Annotated in this window: 27 protein-coding genes; 11 read left to right on the forward strand and 16 right to left on the reverse strand. The window is 40.0% G+C overall.

The features are described from left to right. The first annotated feature begins 1 nt into the window (after window position 1). Window positions 2-448 (forward strand): 4Fe-4S dicluster domain-containing protein, encoded by a 447-nt coding sequence (locus ABOO_RS03390; RefSeq protein ID WP_012997200.1) that lies wholly within the window; start codon window positions 2-4, stop codon window positions 446-448. Here ABOO_RS03390 and ABOO_RS03395 read toward each other — a convergent pair. The 7 genes from ABOO_RS03395 to ABOO_RS03425 all read right to left on the reverse strand — a co-directional run bounded on the left by ABOO_RS03395 (window position 428) and on the right by ABOO_RS03425 (window position 6632). Next, on the reverse strand, window positions 428-1168 hold the full coding sequence (locus tag ABOO_RS03395; protein WP_008082044.1) for a P-loop NTPase: 741 nt from the start codon (window positions 1166-1168) through the stop codon (window positions 428-430). The genes ABOO_RS03390 and ABOO_RS03395 overlap by 21 nt on opposite strands. A 4-nt stretch (window positions 1169-1172) precedes the next feature. Then, the gene (gene hypA / locus ABOO_RS03400; protein WP_008082019.1) at window positions 1173-1580 is read right to left on the reverse strand and encodes a hydrogenase nickel incorporation protein HypA; all 408 of its coding nucleotides are present in this window, start codon (window positions 1578-1580) and stop codon (window positions 1173-1175) included. Window positions 1581-1592: 12 nt separating this feature from the next. Beyond that, the gene (hypE, locus tag ABOO_RS03405) at window positions 1593-2612 is read right to left on the reverse strand and encodes a hydrogenase expression/formation protein HypE (protein WP_012997201.1); all 1020 of its coding nucleotides are present in this window, start codon (window positions 2610-2612) and stop codon (window positions 1593-1595) included. Next, window positions 2599-4899 carry a carbamoyltransferase HypF gene (gene hypF, locus ABOO_RS03410; RefSeq protein ID WP_008082277.1) on the reverse strand — a complete coding sequence of 767 codons (2301 nt, stop codon included), beginning with the start codon at window positions 4897-4899 and terminating at the stop codon, window positions 2599-2601. Before hypF ends, hypE begins: the two co-directional genes overlap by 14 nt. Continuing rightward, a complete protein-coding gene (hypD, locus tag ABOO_RS03415) occupies window positions 4900-5979 on the reverse strand; it encodes a hydrogenase formation protein HypD (protein WP_012997202.1) in 1080 nt (359 codons plus the stop codon). Beyond that, on the reverse strand, window positions 5976-6200 hold the full coding sequence (locus ABOO_RS03420; protein ID WP_008082283.1) for a HypC/HybG/HupF family hydrogenase formation chaperone: 225 nt from the start codon (window positions 6198-6200) through the stop codon (window positions 5976-5978). The genes hypD and ABOO_RS03420 overlap by 4 nt, the downstream gene beginning before the upstream one ends. An 84-nt stretch (window positions 6201-6284) precedes the next feature. Then, window positions 6285-6632: an ArsR/SmtB family transcription factor gene (locus tag ABOO_RS03425; RefSeq protein ID WP_008082285.1), complete on the reverse strand. Its 348-nt coding sequence runs from the start codon at window positions 6630-6632 to the stop codon at window positions 6285-6287. Between the two features lie 92 nt (window positions 6633-6724). Between ABOO_RS03425 and ABOO_RS03430 the strand changes: the two genes are divergently transcribed. Next, window positions 6725-7126 carry a 4Fe-4S dicluster domain-containing protein gene (locus ABOO_RS03430; protein ID WP_008082598.1) on the forward strand — a complete coding sequence of 134 codons (402 nt, stop codon included), beginning with the start codon at window positions 6725-6727 and terminating at the stop codon, window positions 7124-7126. Here the strand turns inward: ABOO_RS03430 and ABOO_RS03435 are convergent. Together ABOO_RS03435 and ABOO_RS03440 are read right to left on the reverse strand one after the other, a co-directional pair. Next, entirely contained in the window at window positions 7123-8928 is a 1806-nt protein-coding gene (locus tag ABOO_RS03435; RefSeq protein ID WP_008082429.1) for an oxidoreductase, read from the reverse strand. The two genes, ABOO_RS03430 and ABOO_RS03435, sit on opposite strands and share 4 nt — an antisense overlap. 76 nt (window positions 8929-9004) lie before the next feature. Then, window positions 9005-9397: a NifB/NifX family molybdenum-iron cluster-binding protein gene (locus tag ABOO_RS03440; protein ID WP_008081908.1), complete on the reverse strand. Its 393-nt coding sequence runs from the start codon at window positions 9395-9397 to the stop codon at window positions 9005-9007. Window positions 9398-9556: 159 nt separating this feature from the next. On the opposite strand from ABOO_RS03440, the gene ABOO_RS03445 reads away from it, so the two are divergent. Next, window positions 9557-11098 (forward strand): right-handed parallel beta-helix repeat-containing protein, encoded by a 1542-nt coding sequence (locus ABOO_RS03445; RefSeq protein ID WP_008082208.1) that lies wholly within the window; start codon window positions 9557-9559, stop codon window positions 11096-11098. A gap of 16 nt (window positions 11099-11114) precedes the next feature. On the opposite strand, the gene ABOO_RS03450 is transcribed toward ABOO_RS03445, so the two are convergent. The 3 genes from ABOO_RS03450 to ABOO_RS03460 are packed head-to-tail and all read right to left on the reverse strand — an operon-like array spanning window position 11115 to window position 14406. Continuing rightward, window positions 11115-12494 (reverse strand): B12-binding domain-containing radical SAM protein, encoded by a 1380-nt coding sequence (locus tag ABOO_RS03450; RefSeq protein ID WP_008082249.1) that lies wholly within the window; start codon window positions 12492-12494, stop codon window positions 11115-11117. A 5-nt stretch (window positions 12495-12499) separates the two neighbouring features. Next, the gene (locus ABOO_RS03455) at window positions 12500-13990 is read right to left on the reverse strand and encodes a radical SAM/SPASM domain-containing protein (protein WP_008082092.1); all 1491 of its coding nucleotides are present in this window, start codon (window positions 13988-13990) and stop codon (window positions 12500-12502) included. A 2-nt stretch (window positions 13991-13992) separates the two neighbouring features. Then, window positions 13993-14406, reverse strand: a complete 414-nt coding sequence (locus ABOO_RS03460) for a helix-turn-helix domain-containing protein (RefSeq protein WP_008082153.1) — start codon at window positions 14404-14406, stop codon at window positions 13993-13995. A 171-nt stretch (window positions 14407-14577) separates the two neighbouring features. Here ABOO_RS03460 and ABOO_RS03465 point away from each other — a divergent pair, with 171 nt between their 5' ends. After that, complete coding sequence (locus tag ABOO_RS03465; protein ID WP_008082221.1) at window positions 14578-15051, forward strand: universal stress protein; 474 nt, start codon at window positions 14578-14580, stop codon at window positions 15049-15051. Further along, window positions 15048-16070 (forward strand): arsenic resistance protein, encoded by a 1023-nt coding sequence (locus tag ABOO_RS03470; RefSeq protein ID WP_236614080.1) that lies wholly within the window; start codon window positions 15048-15050, stop codon window positions 16068-16070. Before ABOO_RS03465 ends, ABOO_RS03470 begins: the two co-directional genes overlap by 4 nt. A gap of 1 nt (window position 16071) precedes the next feature. On the opposite strand, the gene hycI is transcribed toward ABOO_RS03470, so the two are convergent. Further along, on the reverse strand, window positions 16072-16515 hold the full coding sequence (hycI, locus tag ABOO_RS03475; RefSeq protein WP_008082697.1) for a hydrogenase maturation peptidase HycI: 444 nt from the start codon (window positions 16513-16515) through the stop codon (window positions 16072-16074). A 1-nt stretch (window position 16516) separates the two neighbouring features. Next, window positions 16517-17746, reverse strand: a complete 1230-nt coding sequence (locus tag ABOO_RS03480) for a 3-isopropylmalate dehydratase large subunit (protein ID WP_008082629.1) — start codon at window positions 17744-17746, stop codon at window positions 16517-16519. Window positions 17747-17821: 75 nt separating this feature from the next. Here ABOO_RS03480 and ABOO_RS03485 point away from each other — a divergent pair, with 75 nt between their 5' ends. Both ABOO_RS03485 and ABOO_RS03490 read left to right on the forward strand, forming a co-directional pair. Then, entirely contained in the window at window positions 17822-18208 is a 387-nt protein-coding gene (locus ABOO_RS03485) for a thioesterase family protein (RefSeq protein WP_008082289.1), read from the forward strand. Beyond that, window positions 18205-18972: a carbon-nitrogen hydrolase family protein gene (locus ABOO_RS03490; RefSeq protein ID WP_012997204.1), complete on the forward strand. Its 768-nt coding sequence runs from the start codon at window positions 18205-18207 to the stop codon at window positions 18970-18972. The genes ABOO_RS03485 and ABOO_RS03490 overlap by 4 nt, the downstream gene beginning before the upstream one ends. Here ABOO_RS03490 and ABOO_RS03495 read toward each other — a convergent pair. Then, complete coding sequence (locus tag ABOO_RS03495; RefSeq protein ID WP_236614079.1) at window positions 18955-20163, reverse strand: MFS transporter; 1209 nt, start codon at window positions 20161-20163, stop codon at window positions 18955-18957. The two genes, ABOO_RS03490 and ABOO_RS03495, sit on opposite strands and share 18 nt — an antisense overlap. 71 nt (window positions 20164-20234) lie before the next feature. Here ABOO_RS03495 and gcvPA point away from each other — a divergent pair, with 71 nt between their 5' ends. Both gcvPA and gcvPB read left to right on the forward strand, forming a co-directional pair. Then, window positions 20235-21551 (forward strand): aminomethyl-transferring glycine dehydrogenase subunit GcvPA, encoded by a 1317-nt coding sequence (gene gcvPA, locus ABOO_RS03500; RefSeq protein WP_148221958.1) that lies wholly within the window; start codon window positions 20235-20237, stop codon window positions 21549-21551. Continuing rightward, entirely contained in the window at window positions 21552-22997 is a 1446-nt protein-coding gene (gcvPB, locus tag ABOO_RS03505) for an aminomethyl-transferring glycine dehydrogenase subunit GcvPB (protein WP_008082713.1), read from the forward strand. Here gcvPB and ABOO_RS03510 read toward each other — a convergent pair. Beyond that, window positions 22991-23542: a UbiX family flavin prenyltransferase gene (locus ABOO_RS03510; RefSeq protein WP_008082230.1), complete on the reverse strand. Its 552-nt coding sequence runs from the start codon at window positions 23540-23542 to the stop codon at window positions 22991-22993. The two genes, gcvPB and ABOO_RS03510, sit on opposite strands and share 7 nt — an antisense overlap. Before the next feature lie 88 nt (window positions 23543-23630). On the opposite strand from ABOO_RS03510, the gene ABOO_RS03515 reads away from it, so the two are divergent. Both ABOO_RS03515 and ABOO_RS03520 read left to right on the forward strand, forming a co-directional pair. After that, complete coding sequence (locus ABOO_RS03515; protein ID WP_008082440.1) at window positions 23631-24917, forward strand: cation:proton antiporter; 1287 nt, start codon at window positions 23631-23633, stop codon at window positions 24915-24917. 39 nt (window positions 24918-24956) lie between these two features. Then, the gene (locus tag ABOO_RS03520; RefSeq protein WP_008082500.1) at window positions 24957-25727 is read left to right on the forward strand and encodes a TrkA C-terminal domain-containing protein; all 771 of its coding nucleotides are present in this window, start codon (window positions 24957-24959) and stop codon (window positions 25725-25727) included. Window positions 25728-25774: the final 47 nt, after the last annotated feature.

The raw sequence follows: 25774 nt of genomic DNA on the forward strand, positions 1-25774 counted from the left end.
AATGATGTTTTTTAAAGTTTTGAAATTGCTTCTAAAAAAACCATTCACCAACAAATTCCCTGTGAAATATGCACCTAAAAATACGCTTGGCTTGGTAGAAAAGGTTCAGAAGGGGGAAGTAAAAATTAATCCCCCTGTCGCTACTCCTCCCGGTTTCCGTGGTAAATTAGAATACGATATAGATGAATGCGTTGGATGCGGTCTCTGTGCCCAGGTTTGTCCTTCTCATGCCATAGAACTGGTAAGGGATAAAAAGTGGATTATAATGCACTGTAAAGAGGGTGCAAAATTGGCAGCCCCTCTGAAAATAAAGATCTATGTGTCTCGATGTGTTTTCTGTGGTCAGTGTGTTGATGTCTGTCCTCGCAAATGCCTAAAGATGAGTGATGAATTTCTTTTAGCGAATGAGGATAAATTGGCAGAGGATTTAATAATTCCTGGTCCTTGAAATTTTTTCTGCTATTTTTTTCATATCCTCCCCAAAATCCGTTGTGAGAATATGTTTAGGTTTTCCTATGAGTTTGTCAATCTCCGGGTCAAATCGTACTTCTCCCAAGTATCTCACACCCATCTCCTCTGCAATCTTTTTGAGAGTGCTTGTATTCCTAACCATGTTTTCGATAAGTCCTAAGATATTCATTTTTTGCTCAATAAGTAAAGAATGAATCTTTTGCACTACATTCATTGTAAGGGGTGATGGGGAACCTACAACAATAAACTCTCCTCTTTTCAAGAATCTAAGTATATCCAAAAGTTGGTCACCCATTCCTGGAGGCATATCTATTATAAGAAAATCTAATGTGGACCATCTTGTTATTGCCATGAGTTCTATGAGTGCGTTGCTTATTTCTACGCCTCGGAGAGGTGTTGCTTTATCTTCAGAATAAAAAACTATGCTCATAAATTTAATTCCCTCAACATCTGGAGGAATCACGCCCTTTTTCTCTTCGGGAAGTTTGGAAATTTCTGCATTTAAAATTATGTGTGCACTGGCCCCATGAAAATCTAAGTCTAATAAACCCACCTTGTATCCCATTTCTTTCAAGATTAAAGACAAAGTGGTAGATACTAATGATTTTCCTACGCCACCCTTCCCGCTTACAACAGGGATTATCCTTTTAATACCTTTTGTTCTCTCATCTATGGCCTTTACTCTGGGATCTATCATCTTATCATTCCTCCACTACTATTTCAGAGATATATACTCCTCTACCTTTCACGACTTCAAAATCTCTGCTGCCACATTTTGGGCAGGATAAGAAAGTGTGAACAACTTCAGGTACGAAATGTATATCCTCTCTCATCTCTGCATTCAATTTATTTTCTACATCCTTTAATTTCCAGGTATGACCACAGTCCCTGCATTTGAAAATTGCTTCTTCTTCACTAAAAGAGAACTTTGCATCTTTGGCTATGGTGTCTTTCTTCATTTCATTCAAGGCAAACTCCACGATTTCTTTTTCTACATCTTGTAATTCCCCAAGGATTATGGTGACACCCTTTATACTCTTAGCATTATGTTTTTCTGCAAATTCTATAGCTGTTTTTAATATTCCTTCTGCAAGGGCCCATTCATGCATTTTTTAAACCTCCTAACAAACTCTAGGTACGGGATCGCCTATAGGTCTTTCTATAAATCTTTTACCTCCTATTTTTGTTTTTATTATTACCTTACCAGGATATTCTCTAATAACTCTTCCAATAATCGCAGCATCTTTCCCATTTTTATTCTTTCTCATCGCTTCAATTGCATCATCCTGGTATCCATCAGCTACAATCATCACGACCTTTCCTTCATTTGCCATGATAAATGGCGAGATACCAAGCATCTCACTAGCTGCTTTTACAGAGGATTTTATGGGGACAGATTCCTCATCAATTTCTATACCGACATTGGCTTTTGATGCCATTTCATTAAGAGCCTCACTTAATCCACCTCTTGTAGGATCTTTCATAGCATGAATATTTTCCCATCCGATACATTTTGCTACATCTTCAATAAGGCTCCATAAAGGAGAAACATCGCTCACCAAAGAAGTTTCAAAATCTATGCCTTCGCGTTTACTCATTATAGCAAAACCATGCTCGCCAATTCCTCCATTTATGAGAACGAAATCTCCTACTCTGGCTCCAGAATCTCTCACAATTTTATCTGCCTTTCCTATTCCAGCGGAAATCGCAAATATCCCTATTTTGTCCTCTACAACCTTTGTATCTCCTGTTATTATCGGAACAGGAACATCTTTTCCAGTTTTATCAATAGAAATCATTATGTTTTTTAGGCTATCCATTGAAAAACCATCTTCAATAATTAGAGATATTGCCAGAGCAAGAGGCTTTGCACCCATAACTGCAAGGTCATTAACGGTTCCACTAACCGCAAGTTTTCCAATATCTCCACCTGGGAAAAAGATGGGTTTTACAGTATGGCCGTCAATGGTGAATACAATATCTTCTCCATCGAGGCTTATGGTAGCTCCATCATCCAAATCATCAAGAGAGACCTTCCCTGCACTTCTAAGAGTTATGTTATCCAAGATGATCTCTTTTATTAATCTCTCCATAGCTTCTCCACCTGCACCATCAACCATTCTTATCCTATCCAATTTCATCCCTCCTTACATATCCATTTAGATATAAACCTCCAATATATGCCTGTCCCACACTGATTCCATTATCTCCCCGAGGGACCTCGGTTGTAGATATGAAATTATATCCTTTTCCTTCTATGATTTTCCTCATTTTGCCCATGATTATTTGATTATACGCCACACCGCCACTCACTCCTATTTTTTTTATCCCTCTTTCTTCGGCGTAATATATTGCAGCATTTGCCAGAGTCTTGGCTAAGGATGTATGAACACTATATGCAATATTCTTTTTACTTCCCCTTGTATTTATAATTTGAGGAAGTAACTGATGAACTTCTATCCCCTTATTCCATGGTATTTTGAATTCAAGATCCTGGCCACCCATTGCTATACTCTCCAGCTTCATAGCAGGTTCACCTTCGTAGGTTCTTTCATAGGATACATTGAGTAGTACAGATACAGCGTCTAAAAGCCTTCCTGTAGAGGATGTATATGCAACATTTATCTTCTTCTGCAATTGTTTAAGAATTAAATAGAGCTCTTGTTTCCCATATTTTAATGTATTTACTGCATCGGGACATCGATCTTTTACAATCTTTTCGATCTCCTCCTCATCATAGGATATTGAAAGAAGACCTATTAATGAGCGAATGGGATAATACGCGGCTAAATCTCCGCCAGGTAGAAGGTAATAACTTATATGCTCTAACCTTTTAATTCCCGAGTTTGAAATCTCTATTATCTCTCCTCCCCAGGTGTTTCCATCTAATCCATATCCCACGGCATCAATGGCTATGCCTATTATCTCATCAATATTTGCCTCAGCCATTATGGATGCAATATGGGCAAAATGATGCTGGACTTTTAATACTTCCACACCCATTTCCTCACCCAATTTATCTCCAAACTGTGAGGTGTTGTAAAGGGGGTGGGAATCTCTTATAACTAAATCCGCATCATTGATGTTTAAAAGAGATCGAAATCTATTCAAGGCTATTTGAAAAAAGTCCATAACTTCTACCTTCGAAGTGTTGCCTATGTACTGACTAGGATATATTTTTTCATTTTTAATAATAGAGAATGAGTTCATAAGCTCGGCACCCATGGCGATACCATTATACCTTAATGTTTTTCCAACGGGAAGTGGTACAAATCCCCGAGAGCGCCTTATCACTGCTCTTTTCCCATCAACGAATCTTACAACACTATCATCAACGCGATTTACTATCCTTCTATTATGAATCAAGAAATAATCTACTGCATCTTTTATTTCTTGAATTTTATCGTTATCCTTTATCATAGGAAAATCGGGATAATTTGCAGAGGTCATCACATAAACATCACTTTGCGAATGGTGGAAGAGAATATAATGCAAGCCAGTATAAGGAAGCATAACACCAATTGTGTGCAATCCGGGAGAAAGGTTATCTGGTAAGGGGAATGGATCCCTCTTTTTCAATAATGTTATGGGTCTCCTGTAACTATTTATTTCCTCTTTCTCCTCATCATCTATTATAGCAAATTCTTCAATCGTATTGAGATCCCTTGCCATTATCGCAAAGGGCTGCGCCTTTCTCCTTATCCTTTTTCTCAGTTCTCCAACTGTTTCATCATTTCTAGCATCACACGCTATGTGAAAACCACCGATGCCTTTAATAGCGATTATATATCCTTTATCGATTAGCACTGCTGCATTTTTTAATGGTTCACCAGGAATTTGAACATTATTTTTATCAATTAAAACATACTGTGGACCACAGTTCTCGCAGCATATGGGCTCTGCATGGTATCTTCTATTTAGTGGGTCTTCGTACTCTTCTCCGCATTTTTCACACATGGGGAAATCCTTCATAGATGTATTATCCCTGTCGTATGGCAAATCCTCTATAATGGAGAATCTTGGTCCGCAGTTTGTACATACAATAAATGGATACATGTATCTTCTATCTGTTGGATTGAACAATTCTTTAAGACAATCATCACATATTGCCACATCTGGTGGTATTATTGAATTGCCCTCTCCTTTTATTCTGGAGCTTCCCTCTATCTTAAAATCTTTGAAATTTCGTGGGGGAATATATTCATAGTTAATTTTCTGTATTCTTGCTAGAGGCGGGGCTTTGAGTTTTAAATCTTTTATAAAATTCTCTATATTTATATCACTTCCCTGCACGACGATCTCAACACCAGCATCGCCAAGATTCTTTACATATCCTGTCAATTTATTGGTGTGGGCAATTCTGTATATGAATGGTCGGAATCCTACGCCTTGGACAATTCCGTTCACTTTTATTTTCACGCATTTCATCTACTCACCAAACAATGAGCCATATTTGTAAAATATCTGGCAAGTACCTTCATATGAAACCATGCATGGTCCTATTGGGGTTTGAGGAGTGCATAGTCTTCCAAATAGAGGGCATTCATCGGGTAAAATTAGACCCCTAAGAACTTCACCACATCTGCATCCCCTTTCCAAATCAGGCATCTCAGGGATAGAAATATCTATATCACTTCTTATGTCCAGATTCTCGTATTTTTTCCGAAGAAATAATCCACTACTAGGAATAACTCCAAGAGCTCTCCATTTTGCATCTTTAATCTCAAAGAATTTCTCAATACTCTTCTGTGCGGGCACATTTCCCTCGTATTTAACCACTCTTTTATACTCATTCTCTATTTCAACCCTTCCCTCGTTGAGCATTTTAAGAAGCATATATATGCTTAAGAGCACATCTTCTGGTTCAAACCCAGAGATAACCTGAGGTACACCATATCTTTTTGTGATGTAAGCCCATCCTCTCACTCCAATTATTGCAGATACATGACCAGGTGTTATAAGCCCGTCAAAAACTGTTCCGGCTTTTATTAGAAATTCTACCGCAGGGGGCGTGAGCCTGTGTACTGAGTATATTTTGAAATTTTCCATATCATTCTCCCACACATCATTTAATATTCCTGCAGTGGGGGCGGTAGTAGTTTCAAATCCTGGAGAGAAATGAACTACTGTCTTTTTGGTTTTTTGAGCGATTTTATATGCATCGTAGATGGAGTATACAATCCTGACATCATGGCCGGAAGCTTTAAAATCCGCAAAACTTCCCATAGGAGTTGGAATGCGATACATATCCCCAAAGGTTGTTATAATAATATCCTTTTTTTTAGCAATTTCCATCATCTTCACTATATCTTCTACTGGAGTTATGCATACGGGGCATCCTGGACCAGCTACTATCTTAATATTCTTTGGGAGTATAGGCCTAATCCCACCTTTGTTGATGGTGTCTTCATGAGTTCCACAAACATCCATAAAGGTGACTATTTTATCTATTTTTTTAGCCTCTTTAAAGATACCCTGTATAATTTTTTTAGCTGTATTATTACTCATTCCAGATCCCCTTCTAAAATCTCATCCCATGCTTCTATACTCTTTTTTGCCGACTCCTCATCCATTTTCTCAATGGCAAATCCAGTGTGTACAATTACATAATCCCCCTGCTTGACATCAGGAACGAAATCTATTCTTGCTTCTCTACGTACTCCACCGTAATCCACTATTGCAACCACTCCACGAATTTCCACTATTTTTCCTGGAATTGCAAGACACATTAAGAATGGAATGGCATAATACCTAATAAATATTACGATATTCGTTTTTTAATTTATTAAAATCGTTTTTAAATGATGAAAAAACTATTTTATCATACACTTATCAATAAAGAATTTGCCTTTTTTGGAGATAGAATATATAATGTAATTTCCGAGTTTTCTGCTTTTTATTAATCCAGCATCCTTTAAGATTTTGAGATGGTATGAGAGTTTAGAGTAGGATAAACCTGTAATTTCTTTTATGAGGCACACGCAAGACTCCTGAATATTTAAAAAAAACAGGATTTTTAGGCGGATCTCATCTGAAAGGGCATGATGTATAAATGCAATTTTTTTTATATCTTTTTTTGGGGGAATTTCTTTTATTATCTTTTCGATACCTCCCTTTGCTTCAATTTCTTTCTTTATTTTTTCAGGTATTTTTTGAACCATAATGCATAATCTGTGTGCATCTATTTCAACTTTTTTATAGTGTTTCAAAAAAATTTGAAATACTTAAAATGTATGTAGGCATGGTGGTAAAAATGAGCGATAAGAAATTTGATTACTGGTTTGGGGTGCCGAGAAAAGAGATCAAATGGTACCCTAAAATAGACCCAGCGGCATGCATTGGTTGCGGCCTTTGCGCTGTTATCTGTGGCCGTGGAGTTTACTCCTATGACCTTGTATCCAAAAAGCCGATAGTTGCGAAGCCATTCAATTGTTTAGTTGGATGTCAAACATGCGCTAATCTTTGCCCAGTTGGCGCCATAGAATTTCCTCCTGCGGAGGTTGCAAGAGAGGCAGCTAGGAAAAATAAGATATTTATAAAAGTGAAAAAGATGTTAGAAGAAAAGTTTGCGCAGCAGATGTTGGAAACTGCGAAGCAATATCAGGCACAGATGACGAGGCATGAAAAAGAGATTAGAGAAATAGAGAAATCCTAGATTTTCATACCAACCTCAAATCCTTCGCTAACCGCGGAATAGATGTTTCGAACGCTCTTGGCATCGCCGATAATGTGCGTTGGCACATCTTCGATGCGGAATGGCACGAATGGCCGAGAACCGAAGGCGGCAATCATGGCATCTGCTTCGATGAGCATCTGCTCTCCCTCTTTTTCAACTATTATTTCACCTCGAGCAACATCTACTATTTTGGTGTTGGTTAATATCTTCACTCCCTTCTCCTGCAATTCTTTCAGAAGATGCTTCTTTGAGAGAGTTTCCATTCCCTGTGCAACCTCGGGCATCATCTCAACTATTATCACTTTATTTTTCTCCGCAAGCATATTCGCGGTTTCGCAACCTACTAAACCACCGCCGCCAACAACTATGCTCTTTCCTTCAAATTTAACTTCGCCACGGAGAACATCCTCGTATAAATACACGAAATCGCGGAGCGGCGGGCACGGCAGGAACGGCTTGCTCCCGGTGGCCATTATTATTGCATCCGGTTCTAAAGCAACCACATCGTTCTTGAGCGCTTTTTTATTGTACATCTTCAAATTATCGTATTTTTTCAATTCCTCGCGATAGTACTCGATTAACCACCTTATCTTCTCTTTTCCCGGAGGAAGTGCCGCAAGATTCAATGTTCCTCCGAATTCATCGTAGAACAAATGAACTTCATGCCCGCGCATTGCCGAAATCCTAGCTGCTTCCAATCCTCCCGGGCCGCCGCCCACTATAACCACTCTCTTCTTTTCCTCCGCATTTTTTATTTCTATCTCTCTCCCAACCTGCGGATTTGCGCCGCATCTTATTCTCGTGTCCTCATCATGCCGTGCTTTGATGCACTCGCTGCAACCAATGCATTTCCTTATTTCATTCACTCTTCCTTCGCGAACCTTTATTAACCACTCAGGGTCCGCGATTAATGTTCTTCCCAACACGATCATATCTGCCTTTTCCCTCAGGATTTCCGCCGCAACCTCCGGCTCGCGGATCATTCCCACGGCTGCAACGGGTACCTTTAATGGGCGAATATTCTCCGCCAAATATGCTCTCCATCCCTGCTGGAACGGCATTGGCTCCAATCGCAGTTCTTTTGGCCCGAGTCCAATATCGGCTTGAATCATCTGGTAATAATTTTGAAGTTCCTCCGCGATTCTCTTTCCCTCATCGAGAGTTATTCCCCCGTCTAAGAAGTCATCCACCGCGAGGCGAATTGTCACAGGGAAATCCCAGCCACAGCGCTTCGCTATTTCTTTTCTTATTTCGATTGCAAATTTCGTTCGCTCGCCCCATGAATCGTCCCGGGTATTGGTTAAAGGAGAGAGAAATTGATTCACCAATAATCCATGGGCACCCTGCACTTCCACCATGTCAAATCCCGCCTTGCAAGCGATTTCCGCGGCGGTGCCGTAATTTTCCACTATTTCCCTTATTTTTTCATCGCTCAGGAAATTCACACCCTTCTTTTTCCAGCCCTCGTGCGTGAGCTCGACGGAAATGAGCGAGTCGTATTTTTGCAATCTTCTCGCTATATTTTTCCAGTCTTCGTAGAAATCCCAAGAATCTATTCTTGGTTCATAAGCGCCATGCTTCCCCTCGGGATACGACACGCACGAGTTCTCCACTATGAGCAATCCGACTTCACCCTTTGCTCGGGTTTCGTAATGCTTGATGAACAACTCACTTAAATGGCCATCCTCTCTACCAAAATTTGTGGATACGGGAGGAAATATGACACGGTTTTTGCTCTCTAAACCTCCTATTTTAATTGGTTTAAATATTTCATCGTACATGCTTTCGGCATGCCTAAAAAGTATTTCAAATTATCTTTAAACATCTCTCTGAAAGTTTTTAAGTTTAAAAAGAAAATTAATGCCCCTCGCATTCTCCCTTTCTCTTCTTTTCTTTTTCGATTTTCTCTTTCCAGTACGGGTCCACTTCAAGCATATTGTGGATGAACGCATCTATCACGTCCCTTATTCTTCCGCCAGCGCCGGTGACTACATTGATGCCCAATTGCTGGAAAAATTCTGTCGCTCTGGGTCCCATGCCGTAAGCGATTACAACCTCGCCACCATGCTCTTTTACGAAATTCGGCAGGTCTCCGGGGCCATGCTCCTCGAATGGAACAGGAACGACTTCTACATTCTTAATCTCTCCGTTTTCAATATCCACGAAGGTGTAGTACGGGGAACGGCCAAAATGACCGCTAACCTTGCTATCCAACCCTTCATCGCTTATGCTCGGTATTGCTACTCTCATCTTATCACCTCATTGAGCCATGTATAACTATTTCAAAAATTTTTGGTATTTGTTAGGTGCCTTAGTTTATTTGTTTACCATGTTTTTCAGTTCTATATGCTTATATTGGGGTTATTAATAAAGTAAAAATTTTTGTATTTCTAAGTTTTAGCGACTTTTATGAAGAATAAGATAGTCCCGTTCATAGTTTTATTCTTAATGTTGGGTATGATAGGTGTAGGGATTAATTCTGGATCTGTGCAAGGAGTAAATGGGGATGAAGGTTTTCATTTTAGCGTTTATAAGTTTCACTACAAAGTACGGATAAATAACGACAAGGGTCTGAAAAAATTTGTTGAGAAAAACAGTTTCTCTGGAAATGGAACTGAAGAATCGCCCTATGTTATTTCCATTAATATTTCAAATTCACCATCAGGGATCTACATAGGTAATACCTCATCCTATTTTATTTTGAAAAACTCAAAGTTCTCTCATTTCAGAAAAGATTGGTATGGGGAGATGGGAATAGTACTGAATAATGTGAAAAATGCAGAGATTCAAAACATAAGTTTTTGTAATTATAACAAAGATGTTCTACTCACCCTCATTTACATCATCAACTCGTCAAATATTAAAATTTCACACATATATTTCTATGATTCATACCTCAACGGTGCAGAGCTTTGGATATACCATAGTTCGCACATCTCCGCGTGGGATCTCACGGGCATGAACATGAAATTTGATTTCTGGACCTCATATTCTGATAATATTTCTATTTCGGATTCTTATTTTAACTCTCATGTTGGGCTCGTTGGATATTCTGAAAATATTACCATTAAACAAATTCGTTTTTTGGGAAGTGGATTAAATGTCATTGGATCTTACAATGTATGGGTAGAAAATAACACATTTAGTGGGAGAGCCTCAGGAGTTTCGAATATTGGAAGTTATTACATTTTGGTAAAGAATAATAGATTCTTTTACAACAGAGATGGTATTTACGTAGAGGGTTTAAATTTCCCTGTGCATAACAACGAGATAACTGGAAACCTGTTTGCATACTCTGAGGATTATGGGATAGAATTATCAGGTGATGGCTCAAATTATATATGGGGCAACATATTTTTAAATTCCACAGCAAAAGATGGGGGATACACTCCCGGTGGCTTTTATTGGAACTATACATACGCTCCGTACTCTTTCTGGAACTCCTCCTCTATTGGTAATTACTGGGATAACTGGGCAAATAAAAATAATACGAATGATAAAAATCACGATGGAATTGTAGATTATCCATACAAGATACCTGGGCATGCGCATGCCGTTGATTATTACCCACTCAAGAAAATACCGTTCAATTACTCACTGCCACCATCTTCACCCCGTAACCTAACGATTAAGGATATAAACGGACATTTCAAACTCTCCTGGAAGGTTCCTAGCTACAGAGGAGATGGAATATTAGAATACAGGATATATCGCGATGGTAAGCTTATAGCCAATGTTGGAAGCAATTTAACGACCTACACGGATAATATCTCTGATGGAAAAGAGCATGTATACTGGGTTTCTGCTGTCGGTCCCGGAGGGGAGAGTGCAATGAGCAACGAAGTGAGGGTATTATCGATGCATCTGAATTATGCTTATGTTGTGATTCCAATAGGAATAGTTTCAATATTTATTGTTGGAGTATTTATCTGGAAAAAGAAAGTAGTTTAATAATGGTTAATAAAACTCATACTTTCATTGTTTGTCTTGCCACTCTTATTGCGTTAGGTATAGCTCTTCTGAAGATAAAACCCCCTTGCATTATTAAATCTTTGAGCAAGTAAATAGGTCTCACATAGAAAGAGACATAAGCCCACTGCAAGAATTTTGTAATTTCTTGAGTAGTGAAGTGCATTAGTTTCATAACTGGGTCTAGAGTGGTATACTTTCTCCAGTTAAATGTTAAAATCAAATTCCTTGCCATAGCATAGTTCCATAATCTTGTTCCCGGATAAGGAGTTGCTACTGTGAACTGTGCATAATCCACTCCAACTTTCTTTGAGAATTTTATTGTTTTCTTTATATCCTCTTTTGTCTCTTCGGGAAACCCTATTATGAACGCCCCCAACGCATGCAATTTATGAGCTCTTGCCTTCTTTACTGCTGCTAGAGATTGTTCGGGGGTTATTCTCTTGCCTATGAAATCTAATGTTTTTTGTGAACCTGATTCTATTCCAAAGTAAACAGTGTGGCATCCCCCATATTTTAATGCATCCGCGACTTCATTCGTGAAAATATCTACGCGGGAAGAAGCGGTCCAGGAAATATCTAATCCTTCTTTTCTTATCATCTTGGAGATTCTTATTGCCCTTGGCCTGTTCAATGTGAATGTATCATCCAAGAATTCTATTTCCTTGCGGCCATATTCTTCCCGGAGTATTTTAAGCTCCTCAATCACCCTAGAATCGCTGTGCCCACGCCATCTTTTTCCAAATTGCAGGGAAGAGGAGCAAAATGCACAGTTAAATGGGCAACCGCGGGATGTCATAATAGTTCCAAATTTTACACCATCCGCTTGGTATCTATCCATTGGAAGTAAATCGTAAGATGGAATTGGAATAGAATCAACATCTTTGATAAGCGGTCTTGCTAGATTATTCTTCACTTTATCTCCCATATTTATGCTTAATCCTAAAATATTAGAAGGATCCCTGTTTTTATCTAAGGTATCTACTAGTTCTTTGAATGTTAGCTCTCCTTCCCCGCGCACAATGTAATCTATGCAGGGGCACTCTTTGAATGTCCTCTCAGGAGTGAATGTAACATGGGGCCCTCCCATAACAATTTTCACATTCTCGTTGAGCTTTTTTGCCGTCTTTGAAATAATGTAAGCATCTGGCATCATTGAAGTTGTGGATGTTATACCTATTAAATCTGGATTGTAGCTTTTTATTATTCTTTTCACATCATCATAATTTAAATCTTCTGCCAAAGAATCCACTATTTTCACATCATGCTCATCGCGAACCATTGAGGCTAAGTAAGCTAAACCCAGAGGTGGCCCTGTTGTACCCACTATTGCCTTTATGGCGCTTATTGTAGGAGGAGATATCAACAGGATTCTCATGCTTATCACTTGCTTAGTATCATATGAGGTGCTTTCATTTCCTCTTGTAAATGATGAATATTATTTGTCTTCAATTTCTCCCATTCATCTTTCATCAATATGCACCCAGGATCAGGTGCCTTTATGTATCCATAATATGCATAGGCCCTGGCTCTGCATCCACCACATACATATCTAAATGGACAGGAAGAGCATGCGTAATCTGCAGCATCTCTATCTCTAAGAGCATTGAGAACTTCACTGTTCTTCCATACATTCACAAAACCATCCTTTATGACATTTCCAACCTTTATGGGGAGGAATACGCAGGGCTGAATATCTCCATTGTGTTCAATAGAGCAGTAAATACGTCCAGCACCACAACCTCCTATAAATTCAGTGAGGGCCTTAGCAGCACCACCGAATCCTGTGGGTATTTCCATCTCAGCAAAGTGCGTTGGTGACACTTTATCTCCAGTACCCTCATCCATAGCTGTTATGGAAATTCTTGAATATGCTGGGCATGTAGAAAATATATCTAAACCTCCTGTCTGCCATTCTTTATACAGGTAATTCATCAACTCTTCTCTCTCCTCAGGAGTTAAATCCTCGTTCATTATATCCTTACCTCTGCCAGTGGGGATGAAATTGAAAACTATAAATCTGTCAACTTTTAGTTCTCTCGCCAGTTTCATTATTTCGGGTATGGAGTCTAAGTTCTCGTGGGTGGCTGTTGTTGCAATGCCCACTTGTAATCCTACTGCTTTTGCATTCTTTATACCTCTAATTGTTGCATTGAAAGCACCTTTCACACCACGGAACTCATCATGTATCTCTGCATTGGGGCCATCTAAGCTTATTTCTACATACCCTATCCCCACTTCTTTCAATTTACGAGCCATTTTTTCAGAGATAAGCGTGCCATTTGTAGCCACAGTTAGATAGAATCCCTTTGACTTTGCATACCTTGCCACTTTTAGAAAATCTTTATTTGTAAGCGGCTCTCCTCCAGAGAATGATATTGCAGCCACACCTGCCTCATCCAGCTGATCTACAACCTGATATTTTTGCTCAAGAGTGAGTTCATCCCGTGCTGGATATGGAGTTGCATTTGCATAGCAGTGTTTGCATTTTAAGTTGCATTGCTTGGTAAAGTTCCAAACAACCATAAACGGGGCGATTAATCTTTGAGGTCTTGTAATTCCGTACTCGGCAATACTTCTTATTATAACGGCAAACGCTTTGCGCATGTAGGAATCTTTTAAAAAATTCTTAATTACCTCCGGACTGCCACCAAACTTTTCAGCACCCTTTTCAAGGGCCTCACCCACAATCTTTGCGTGAAGTCTTTCTTTCAAACCCTTTGGTTTTTCAACCTCTGCATATATAGCAAATGACTTCTCAAGTTTCTTAACTTCTGTCATTTCCTTCATTATGAACCTTGTAAATTTGTGGTCCATTACTTTGTTCAGATAGTCTATTATTTCACCCTCACTCAAATTCTCCTTTTTTTCCATTTTTATCTCACCTCTTTTTCCAATTTTCCTAAATACTCTATGCCCTCCTCCAGATGTCTCAAAAGCTCGGCATATTCCTCATCTTTTCCTTCTAATGCCATCTTTGCCTCTGTCAAAAAGTTCTTCACTTTCAACCTCTCGTTCTTTATTATTCTGATAAAATCTATCACAGCAGAATAGGTGTAGCATTTTACACCCTTCTTCCTCTCAATCATCTCATGTCTCCTTAGCTGATTTAAGGCATTTACCACGGAACTATAGGCATATCCGATTTCATTTGCGATTTCCTTAGCAGTCATGGGTTTTTGTTTCATCACCAATAGTGCGTATATTGCAGCTTCTAACTCTCCAAAGCCCCAGTGAATCATAACACGCCTCAGAGATTCATAAGTTTTATGTTCTTTCAAATCTCTCATATTTATGATAAATATCATAATTATATTTAAAATTTTCTTGTAAAATTACTATTGCCTTGTGAATTTTTGCAAAGAAAACCTTAAAAATAAAGGAAAATAAACAAAAATGTCCAACAAACTATTAATATGGGTTTTTCATGCTTCAAAAAAAATTGAAATATGGTGGTTTAAATGTTTCGAAAAATCCTGTTCCCTACGGACTTTAGTGAAGGTTCAATGCGCGCAATTCAAAAATTCAGTAAGAATAACCAAAGCGAGGTTGGAGAGTGCATTATTCTACATGTTGTTGATGAAGGACGCCTTGAAGAATTGCTCAATGGCTATGCTTATCTCTACAAAGGAGAAAATAAAGAACTCAGGGATATTGAGGAGAAGTTAAAGGCTAAGGCTAGAGAAAAACTCTCAGAGAGTGCAGATAAATGCAGAAAAATGATGAATGCTAACAAGCTAAGGATAATGGTGAGATTTGGTATACCATATGAGGAAATAGTAAAAGTTGCAGAGGAGGAAAATGTCTCACTCATACTATTGCCTTCTCATGGAAGGCTGGGATTCTCCCATGAAATATTCGGTTCAACCACTATGAGAGTTCTCAAAAAGACCAAGAAGCCCGTGTTAATAATAAAAACTCATGAGGAGGAATGAGCATGGATTATTTGCGCTTGAAGAATCACCTTGATAAGTTCTTACCTGTATATGTCACAGTATCTATGCTCCTTGGTTTTCTGGTGGGTCTCCATATAAATGTCGAAAAGTACAAGGGAACTTTTCATTGGATAAATTTGGCAGTGGTGATTTCCATGATATATCCAATGATGATCAATCTTCGTCTTGGAGAACTGAAGAATTCGATGAAGCAGGGAAAACAGCTTGCCATAGGACTTACTATGGGCCTTGTGGTAGCTCCAATTTTAATGTGGTTTCTAATATGGCTTATCGGTTTATTTTATCCTCTAAGTCCCCAGCTTGCTTTGGGTTTGATGCTAGCGATGGTCGTACCTTGCTCATCTATGAGTATTGCCTATACAGGTTTCTCTCGTGGAAATTTAGAATTAGCAACTATAATTGTAGCCTTCAGCTTCATCCTTGCAATTATAACAGTGCCTGGCTGGCTCGCAATATATGCGGCATCTTCTAATGTCTCCGTGCCAACAATGCTCCTCGTAATAACTATAATCGAAGTGGTATTTGTTCCAATGTTCTTTGGAATTATAACGAGAGAAGCGTTGATAAGAAAGAAGGGCACAGAGGGATTTCTCAAAATCAAACCACTGTTTCCAGCGATTTCCTTGATTGGAATGTACACCATAGTGTTCCTAATATTCATGGAGAAGGCGAAGCTGATTGCCAAGAAACCAGAGATGGTGCTAATTGCCCTCGTTCCTTTGATTTTGTACTATCTCATATCTCTTGGATTGCTCACTTATCTAAATAGGATATTGGGGATAAGGTACAGGGATCATATGGCTATAACCTTTCCCTCGGTAGGAAAAAATGAAGGCACAGCGATGGCAATAGCGATGAGTGCGGGGATGGGTCTTATGGCGATTCCTCCGGCAGTGACTCCTTTGATACAGATACCCTTCCTTGTTGGTTATGTCAAGGCATGGAGCAAGATTGCAAAAATGTGGCACTGCAAGCCAGAGGAAGAGATAAAAGAATGATTTACCCTTTCAATATCTTTATTTCTTCAATCTCTTCTTTTTTCAAGATTTCAATGATTTTATCTCCAGCCTCTTTGACCTCGGGACTCAATTCCTCTCCAAATTCCAGATTCTTTGGCTCTATACCAATTAGAATTATTTTTTGAGCACTCTCGCCTATATAGTTTATGAAAAAAGAGAGAGGCATACCATGGGTGCTAAATGCCACATTCGGAATCAAATCGGTAGGGACTACTCTGAACTCTCCGGGCTGAAGTCCCATCAACGCAGCGTCCACGAGTATTAATAGATCTGGCTTTATTCTTTTTATTTCCCCTGTAAAATCTTCGGGCACCTGTCCCGCTATGATTACTTTCCACCCCTCTTTTTTAAAGTTTTTGGCTATATAAATCCCTATGGCATCATCTCCCCGTAAGTCATTGCCTATGCCCATTAGAACTTTCATATTACATCCTTGGTACGGTAACTTTTCCTTCAACGGCACTTGCTGCTGCTATCACAGGCGATACTAGATACAATTTCCCTGGACCCTGCTTGCCGGGATAGTTGCGATTTGTAGTGCTTAGATAAACTTCGTCACCTATAAGCCCGGGCATTCCCTCTGCACAGCCACCGCATCCTGGATTTGTAAGTACTGCTCCTGCCTCTGCAAATATCTCCCATATACCTTCTTTCATCAACCTAAGCCATATTTCTCTTGTTGTAGGGGTTATTGTCAAGGGCACTTTCAACTTCTTTCCCTTTAAGATTTTTGCAGCGGCAACTAAGTCCTCGTATCTCCCATTTGTGCAAGAGCCTATGAATGCACCATCTATTTCCATACCTTCATATTCGCTAACAGGATGTACATTGCAGGGATTTGGAGGTGAGGCCATTAGTGGCTCCAAATTGTTGACATCGATATGAATTTCTTCCACATACTCTGCTTCTTTATCTGCTTTTATTACCTTGAAATTCATACCTTTGCTCTCATAGAAACTCTTTAATTTCTCATCCATAGGTGTGAATCCTATTATTCCACCCATCTCTGTTGTTTGTGATGCAAGGGTAATGCGTCCGTCAATGCTTAGAGAGGATATTGCATCTCCGTAGTATTCAATAGCTCTTCCCAAGGCCCCCGCAGGTCCGAGTTCTCTCATAACGGCAAATGTCAGATCCCTCGCCACCGTTGGAAAATTGTATTTTCCTTCCACGATAACTTTCATTGTCTCTGGCACTTCGAACCATGTCTTTCCAGTTTTAAATGCAAATGCGATATCCTTATCTCCCATACCCTGTCCAAAAACTCCCATGGCACCTAAGATATTGTAGTGAGAATCAGTGCCGACAGCGGTCATTCCGGGCTTTACAACGCCCCTGTCAATGAGCACATGCGTTCCTATGCCCTGATTTATATCAAAAACTTTTATTCCTACTTCCTTCGCAAATTTTCTGCATATATTTTGAGCCAGAGCATATTTCAGAGTTTTAGCGGGGACGCTCAAATCAAATGTGAAGAATGTACTTTCGGGCTTTGCCACATAATTACCAGAGAAGTTCTCTTTTAGATGCTTTACAACATTTGGTCCCCCAAATTCTCTAGCGGTTATTATATCCAGATCAATCCATACAATTTTGCCAGGCTCAACTTTTTCCTCGCTATGCTCTTGGAGGATTTTCTCAACTATAGTGGGCATATTGGAAAATGGAAATGTGCTAATTAATACTTTTGCCGCATCAAAGATTTTTAAAATTCAAATACATGTCCCCTTATGGAAATTCCAGAAAATGTAGAATATGAATACGAGGTTGAGGTTAAGGAAGAGCTCACTGCTAAGCAGATTGGCCTAAATGTACTCGTTTTTTCCACCCCTTGCTTGGTGCAGGCTATGGAGATAGCCGCTCTAAGATGCGTGGAGCCATACCTGCCAAATACCCACACCACCGTGGGCACAGGAATTTGTATAAAGCATCTGAAAGCCACACCCTTGGGAGATAAGGTGAAGGTTAAAGCAAGGTTGATAAAGGCAGATGTACCAAAGCTAGAATTTGAAGTTGAGGCGTGGGATTATAAAGGAAAGGTGGGCGAGGGAAAGCATTATAGGTACATAGTTGAAAAGAAAAGGTTTGAAGATAAAATAAGGGAGATGATGAAATGAAGGTACTTTTGGCTCAAATGAGGGCCAGTTTTGATGTACAAAATAATTTGAAAAGATTGCTCAACATTGTTAAAAGAAACGATGCGGATATGTATGTTTTCCCAGAATTGTATCTAACAGGTTATTTAATTCGTGATAAAATTTTTGAAAGAGCGATGGATGGAGAGGATGAGATTTTTGGGGATATTGTAAATGTTGCCAAGGATAAAGTTCTAATCTTCGGTTTTCCCGAGAGGGCCGAGCATATTTACAATTCTGCAGCCGTAATTGTGGATGGAGAGATAAAAATTGCAAGGAAATTGTACTTGCCGAATTTCGGGCCCTTTGAAGAGAAGTTGTACTTTAAAGAGGGTGAGAAACCTTTTGTTGTAGATACACAGTTTGGAAAAATAGGTGTGCAAATTTGTTACGATGCTTTCTTTCCCGAAGTAGCCAAAACGCAGGCGTTGAACGGTGCGGATATTATCGTTAACATCTCCGCAAGTCCCATTACTTCCAGAGCCATGTTTGAAAAGATTATACCAGCGAGGGCCATAGAGAACACTGTATTTTTTGTTTATGTGAATTGGGCTGGATTGCAGCGCACCATGGAGTTCTGGGGCGGCTCTATGTTCTATTCTCCAAGGGGAAAGCTTCTATACAAAGCGCCTTATTTTGAGGAAGATATTCACACGGTTGAAATAAACTTGGATGATATTGCCCTCGCTAGAAGAGTAAGACCCACATTGAGAGATACGAGAAAAGAATTATTCTCCTTCGTTTAAAACCTTTGAGGCCTTTGAGAATATAAGGGCTATGGAGAGAAATATGAGCACTGAAGATGAGAAAAGTATTATGGGGATTATTCCAAAGTAGTTTATTAGGAGACCTATGACAACAATCGAAATTAGAGTTGCTCCTTGGATTATCGCTCCTTGAGCGCTAAATACTCTTCCTCTAAATTCCTCCTTTATGGCTTTTTGGAATATGGCAGTAGCCGGGGCGTTTAGATAACCTACAAAGTAGCCAATCATGAACCCTCCAAATATTAGTGCAACCCAGGGAGTTGGTAAGATACCCAGTATTAGAATCATAATTCCTATTCCCAATATCCCAGTCAGTACCATCTTTCCTGGGGAGAATCTTCCTGCGAGGAATCCTGTTGAAATTGAGCCTACAACTGTACCGATACCGAATAGAACTTCTAGGGCTCCATAACCTCCGACTCCCATATGCACAACATCCCTTATGTATATGGAGAACGCCACATTTAAACCACCGACAAAGAGCATAACTATGGAAAATATGAGAATCAGCAATCTAACAGTTGGATTGTTCCATATGTATTTTAATCCATCAATTAGCTCTTCCAGCGGTTTTTTCATCTCCTTCCTTGCTTTATGCTCATAAATCATAAGAGATATCATAATTGCTGAGAATACATAGGAAGATGAGTCAAATATGAATATCCATGTGTACCCAAGAATGTAAATCATTGGAGTTGCGATAACTGGGCCTAAAATAACTGAGAGCATATAGGTCATCTGTGAGAATGAATTTGCCTCTACCAAGTTTTCCTCTTTCATGATCTCTGGGATTATAGATGCTCTTGCTGGGTAGAAAAATCTTGAGACCGTTGCAAGGAGAAACACAACAATTGCTAATTGAATCACGGATGTGCAGAATATGAAGAATAAAGCTAAAAATGCCCGAATCAAATCCGCAGCTATCATGGTAAGCTGCTTGTTCCATCTATCAACAAATACTCCCACGAAGGGGCCAAATAGTAGTACGGGGAGCGAGGAAGAAGCCATGACAATGCTAAGGTCCAAAGCAGTACCTTTCCAAGAGAATACAACCAAAACTCCTAATCCGAAAAATGCAACTTCATCACCTATATTTGATACAATTTGACCAATCCACAATTTTAGAAAATTTCGATTCTTCAGTACTATGCCCATTCCTTTAAGGCTCACAGGCGGATATGATTGTTTTCTTATTTTAATATTAAGGAAAGTTTTATGGTATGAGTAGCGATTCCCTGCATATGAACGATATGCAAGATATGCTCCGCGCTATGAAACTTGATTCTTGGGAAGAACTTTTTAAGGATATTCCCAAGGAAGCAAGGAAGGATGGAATAAACATACCGAGCATGGATGAGTATGAGCTTTTCCGCTACGCTAAAAAATTGGCAGATAAGAACAAGGATTTTTTCCAGATGCCAAATTTCCTAGGTGCTGGCGTGTATTTCCATTTCATACCCCCAGCCGTTTTATCTCTAGCTTCAAGATCTGAGTTTTACACCTCCTATACCCCTTATCAGGCTGAAATCTCGCAAGGAATGCTTCAAGTCCTATTTGAGTATCAGAGCTTGATAGCAGAGCTCACAGGCATGGATGTGGCCAACTCCTCCATGTACGATGCCTCCACCTCCCTTGGTGAGGCTGCAAGAATGGCAAACAGAATAAACAGGAGAAGGGAGATTCTCGTGCCAGAGAACCTGCACTGGGAGAAGGAGAGCGTGCTGAAAAATTACATAGCGGGATTGGGGATGAAGGTCAAAAAGTATCCCCTTAATGAGAGAAGTATGGTGGATCTAGATGGATTATCTTCTATGATTACCAAGGATACTGCGGCAGTGTACGCTGAGAACCCTAACTTTTTCGGGATAATTGATGAGAATGTTGTACATCTAAGAGAGATCGTTGGAGATTCCATACTGATAGTGGGCGTGAATCCCATATCCCTGGGAGTGCTCAAGCCTCCTGGAGAGTACGGTGCGGATATAGTTATCGGCGAGGGCCAAATATTGGGCAATCCCATAAGCTTTGGAGGACCTCTGTTAGGCATATTTGCCACTAAAATGAAGTATGTGCGCAAGATGCCGGGCAGACTCATAGGAATGACCAAGGACGCTGAGGGAAGAAGGGCATTTACAATGACATTGCAAACCAGAGAGCAGCATATTCGCCGTGGAAAGGCAACGAGCAACATATGCTCTAACGAAGCTCTGTGCGCGCTTATGAGCACTCTATACCTTGCATATCTAGGCTCTAATGGATTGAGGAAAGTGGCAAAGAAGAATATGGAGAATGCAAAGAAATTAATGCATATGCTCAAGAGTGAAGGATTTGACGCTCCTCATTTCGATGCGCCCCATTTTAACGAATTCCTACTTGATTTGCCCAAGAATCCGCATCTTGTTAATAAAGCACTTATCGCGAAGGGTGTGCAGGGTGGCTATCCCATAAACGAGGGTTGTTTCAGGGGAATAGGCCATGCTATGCTTCTCTGCACCACAGAGATTCACGAGGATGAAGATATGCGAAGATTGGTAGAAGCTTTGAAGGAGGTGCTTTAAATGTACAGGCAGGCAAGGTACGATGAGCCCTTGCTTAAGGAGATGCACAGCGAGAATGATGTAGAGATAGAAATAGAAGTGCCCGAGGTATTGAAGAGAGAGAAATTGGAGCTGCCCAACATACCAGAATATGAGGTGGTTCGTCATTATACCAGGCTCTCGCAGATGAATTATGGGGTGGATATCAACACATACCCTCTGGGATCCTGCACGATGAAATACAATCCCAAGCTCAACGAGGAGATTGCAAGAATGTTCTTCTATCTTCACCCTTATCAGGATGAGAGTACGGTGCAGGGAGCATTGCAGATCATGTACGAATTGCAAGAGATGCTGAAAGAAATAACTGATATGGATGCATTTACGCTGCAGCCTGCAGCAGGGGCACATGGAGAATTCACAGGTATGCTTCTTGTTAGAGCCTATCATGAATTTAGGGGAGAATTAGAGAAGAGGCGCAATGTTCTCGTGCCAGACTCTGCGCATGGTACAAATCCTGCCAGTGCGGCCATGGCCGGGTTTAATGTGATCGAGATACCATCTAACAAAGAAGGTATGGTTGATTTAGAAGCTTTAGAAGCTGCAACGGATGAATCAACAGCTGCATTCATGATAACAAATCCAAACACTCTGGGCATATTTGAGGAGGATATATTGGAAATTGCCAAGATCATGCACAAGAACGGTGCGTTGCTCTACTACGATGGTGCAAATCTCAATGCCATCATGGGCATAACCTCACCGGGCATAATGGGATTTGATATAGTGCATCTGAATCTGCACAAGACCTTCTCCACGCCCCACGGTGGTGGTGGACCTGGCTCCGGGCCTGTTGGCGTTCGTGGTGAGCTTGTGGATTTCTTACCCGTTCCTATTGTGAATTACGATGGAGAGAAGTATTTCTTAGATTACAATGTAAGGCATACCATAGGCAAAGTGCGTAGCTTCTATGGCAATTTTGGAGTTCTGGTAAAAGCCTGGGCCTACATAAAGCGCTTGGGAGGAGAAGGATTGAGAGATGCGGCTATACGCGCTGTGGTCAATTCAAATTATTTAAAGGAGAGAATAAAAGAGCACTACGAGCTTCCCTACAAGGATCTGAGAAAGCATGAATTTGTGGTCAGGCCCAAGAATGCCACTGCCCTAGATGTGGCAAAGAGGTTGCTGGACTTCGGCGTGCACGCGCCAACTGTGTATTTTCCACTCATAGTGCACGAAGCCCTGATGATCGAGCCCACAGAAACGGAGACGAAGGAGAATCTTGATAGATTTGCAGAGATAATGATAAGAATTGCAAAAGAGGCGGATGAGGAGTCAGAGCTTTTGCACGAGGCACCGCATAACACGTCCATTGGAAGAGTGGATGATATCCTCGCCAACAGAAAACCGGTACTAACTTGGAAAATGTACAGGGAGATGAAAGAAAGGGGAGAAATAGACTACTGAGGAGAATAGGGCTTGTAGAGCTTATGCTCTATTCCCAAGGAATCCAAAATTTTTCCTACAATGTAATTCACAACATCATCTATTTTTTTAGGTTTCAAATAGAATGCAGGTACAGGAGGTAGAATATCGACACCTATTTTTGAGAGCTTGAGCATGTTTTCAAGGATAATTGGGCTAAGAGGCGTTTCTCTTGGTACCAAAATTACCTTTCTTCTCTCTTTTAAAGCCACGGAGGCAACGCGAGTTATGAGATTATCCGCTATGCCGCAGGCTATTTTTGATAATGTACTCGTAGAGCATGGTACTATTACCAAAGAATCAAACCTCGTAGTTCCAGAGGCAATATCCGCATCCATTTCGTTGTTATTGTAAATTCTTGAGGATAAATTTATTAGGTCCTCCTCTTTGTAATCTGTCTCGTATTTTATAATCTTCTTAGCGTTTTCGGAGAGTATTAAGGAGACATCATGAGCTTTTAAACTTTCCAGAAGTTTTATTCCCAGTATGCTGCCTGATGCACCTGTTATACCAACGATTATTTTCATGATGGAACAAAATGATAAGAAACTTAAATAATATTCGGTTGAGATATGTATATATACGAGCAATATATCTCCCCCTTCGGTGATATCATTGGATTTCAACATATCTTTGGTACTGCATTCCGAGGTGGATGTAGTCGCATATGCTGTTCTCATAGTCCTTTTATTTGGCATAATATCACTTCTCATTAGTAGAAGAACTAAGATATCCTACATACCCATACTCATTCTTTTTGGCATTCTAATAGGGCCCGTGTTGGGCATGATTAATAGAAAATTAGCTTTGAGTTTGTTTGAATATGTAAGAGTTTTTGGTCTTTTTATGATTCTATTTGCTGAGGGGTATCATTTGTGGAGGTCTCTTTTAGTTAAAAACTTTACCACGATAGCCCTTCTCGATACCATAGGTCTTTTGATAACTGCCCTCTTAGCAGGTTTTATTTTCTCGCTAATCTTCCATGTACCATTCACAGTTGGATTCCTCTTTGGTGCTATAGTGTCTGCAACTGATCCCGCTACTCTTATACCCCTATTCAAACAGCACAAGGTTGATAGAAACATAGAAACGGTTATAGTTACAGAATCTATCTTTAATGATCCTCTGGGTGTGGTGCTTACATCTCTTGCTCTTGCTTTCGTCATGCCCCAAGCACCCAGTGCACAGCCAGTAGAAAAATTAGCAGAGTATGTAACTCTCTATCCCGCTGCGATTTTGTATTTTCTTTATCAGGTGGGAATGTCCATAGTGATAGGTGCAATTGTTGCTTGGATAGGATATGAGGGAATAAAGAAGATAAAACTCAGAAAATCTCCATATGTGGAAATCTTAGCAATAACTCTGGCTTTTGGTGGATTTGTGTTAGGAGAGGTTGTGGGTGCCTCGGGATTTCTGGTTGCAACAGTGATAGGAATCTTGCTGGGTAATTATGATGATTTCTTCCATGATAACTCCCCCGAAGTCCAGCATGCTGTGAGGTGGCACATGCATTTTAACGATGTTCTTGCCATGCTTGGAACTATATTCATATTCATACTTTTAGGAGCCAGTTTGAATCTCTCTATGCTGGATCCACTGATGATTTTGTACGGTTCAATAATAGCCCTTTTCATAGTATTCGTTGCCAGGCCTGTGGCGGCCTTGGTCATACTGCCTAAATGGAAATTCAAGAAATACCTATTCATCTCTTTAGAAGGGCCTCGTGGAGTTGTACCTTCGGCCTTGGCCAGCATGCCTCTTATGCTTGGAATAGCGTATAATAATACTCAGATGATACACTGGGGTGAGCTCATTTTAAGCACTACGATTATAACGGTGCTGTTGACAGTGATAATAGAGACCCTGTGGGTTCCCTATTTGAAAAAGAAGCTTCTTAGTTAATCCAAAAGTTTTATTTTCTATAACAAATTTAATCTTACTATGATAGCTTTGATCTCATTACTTTTAGTGATACTCTTCTCCGTAATTTTTGTTAGAATAGGGGCAGTGGCTCTGGAGATGACAGGTTTATCAAGAGAAGTGGCTGCATTTCAGGCACAGTCAGCATACACGGGAGTTGGATTTACTACATCAGAATCGGAGTATGTGGTATCGCATCCTGTTAAAAGAAAGATAATTAGAACGCTGATGTTTGTAGGTAGTGCGGGGATAGCATCGGCTATTGCTATGCTGTTTCTTAGTTTTGTTGGAAAAACAGAGAAAGAGAGTTTGGATAGTTTAATATATTTGGGAATAGGTCTTATTTTACTTTACTTCTTTGCCCGATCAAAATTTATTGACAGGGGATTAAGGTACATAATAAAGAAATCACTGCGGAAATTTACAAAGTTGCATGTTTATGATTATGAGCTTCTCTTGGGGCTTTCTAAAGGATACTCTATTGGTCAATTTAAAGTTAGGCGCAATAGTTGGCTGGCAAATAGAAAGCTCGAATCTCTTAAGTTGAAAGAAGAAGGTATTCTAGTTTTGGGTATTCACAGGAAGAGCGGAGAAAGAGAGATCTTTATAGGTGCTCCGAAAGGGGAGGTTACAATAAATCCTGGGGATGTACTCGTGTGCTATGGACCCGATGAAGGCATAAAGAGGCTGTCTCACAGAATAAAGGGTAAGAAGGGAGATAAAGAGCATAGAGAGGCCGTGAAGATGGAAAAGCTCAGGCAGATGGAGGAGAAAATGGAGATATCCAAGTAATTCCATTATTTTTTTATGTTTAAATCCTATACTCCACTGGTGATACT

The sequence above is a fragment of the Aciduliprofundum boonei T469 genome (assembly GCF_000025665.1).
In the GTDB taxonomy this organism is placed as follows: Archaea; Thermoplasmatota; Thermoplasmata; order Thermoplasmatales; family Aciduliprofundaceae; genus Aciduliprofundum; species Aciduliprofundum boonei.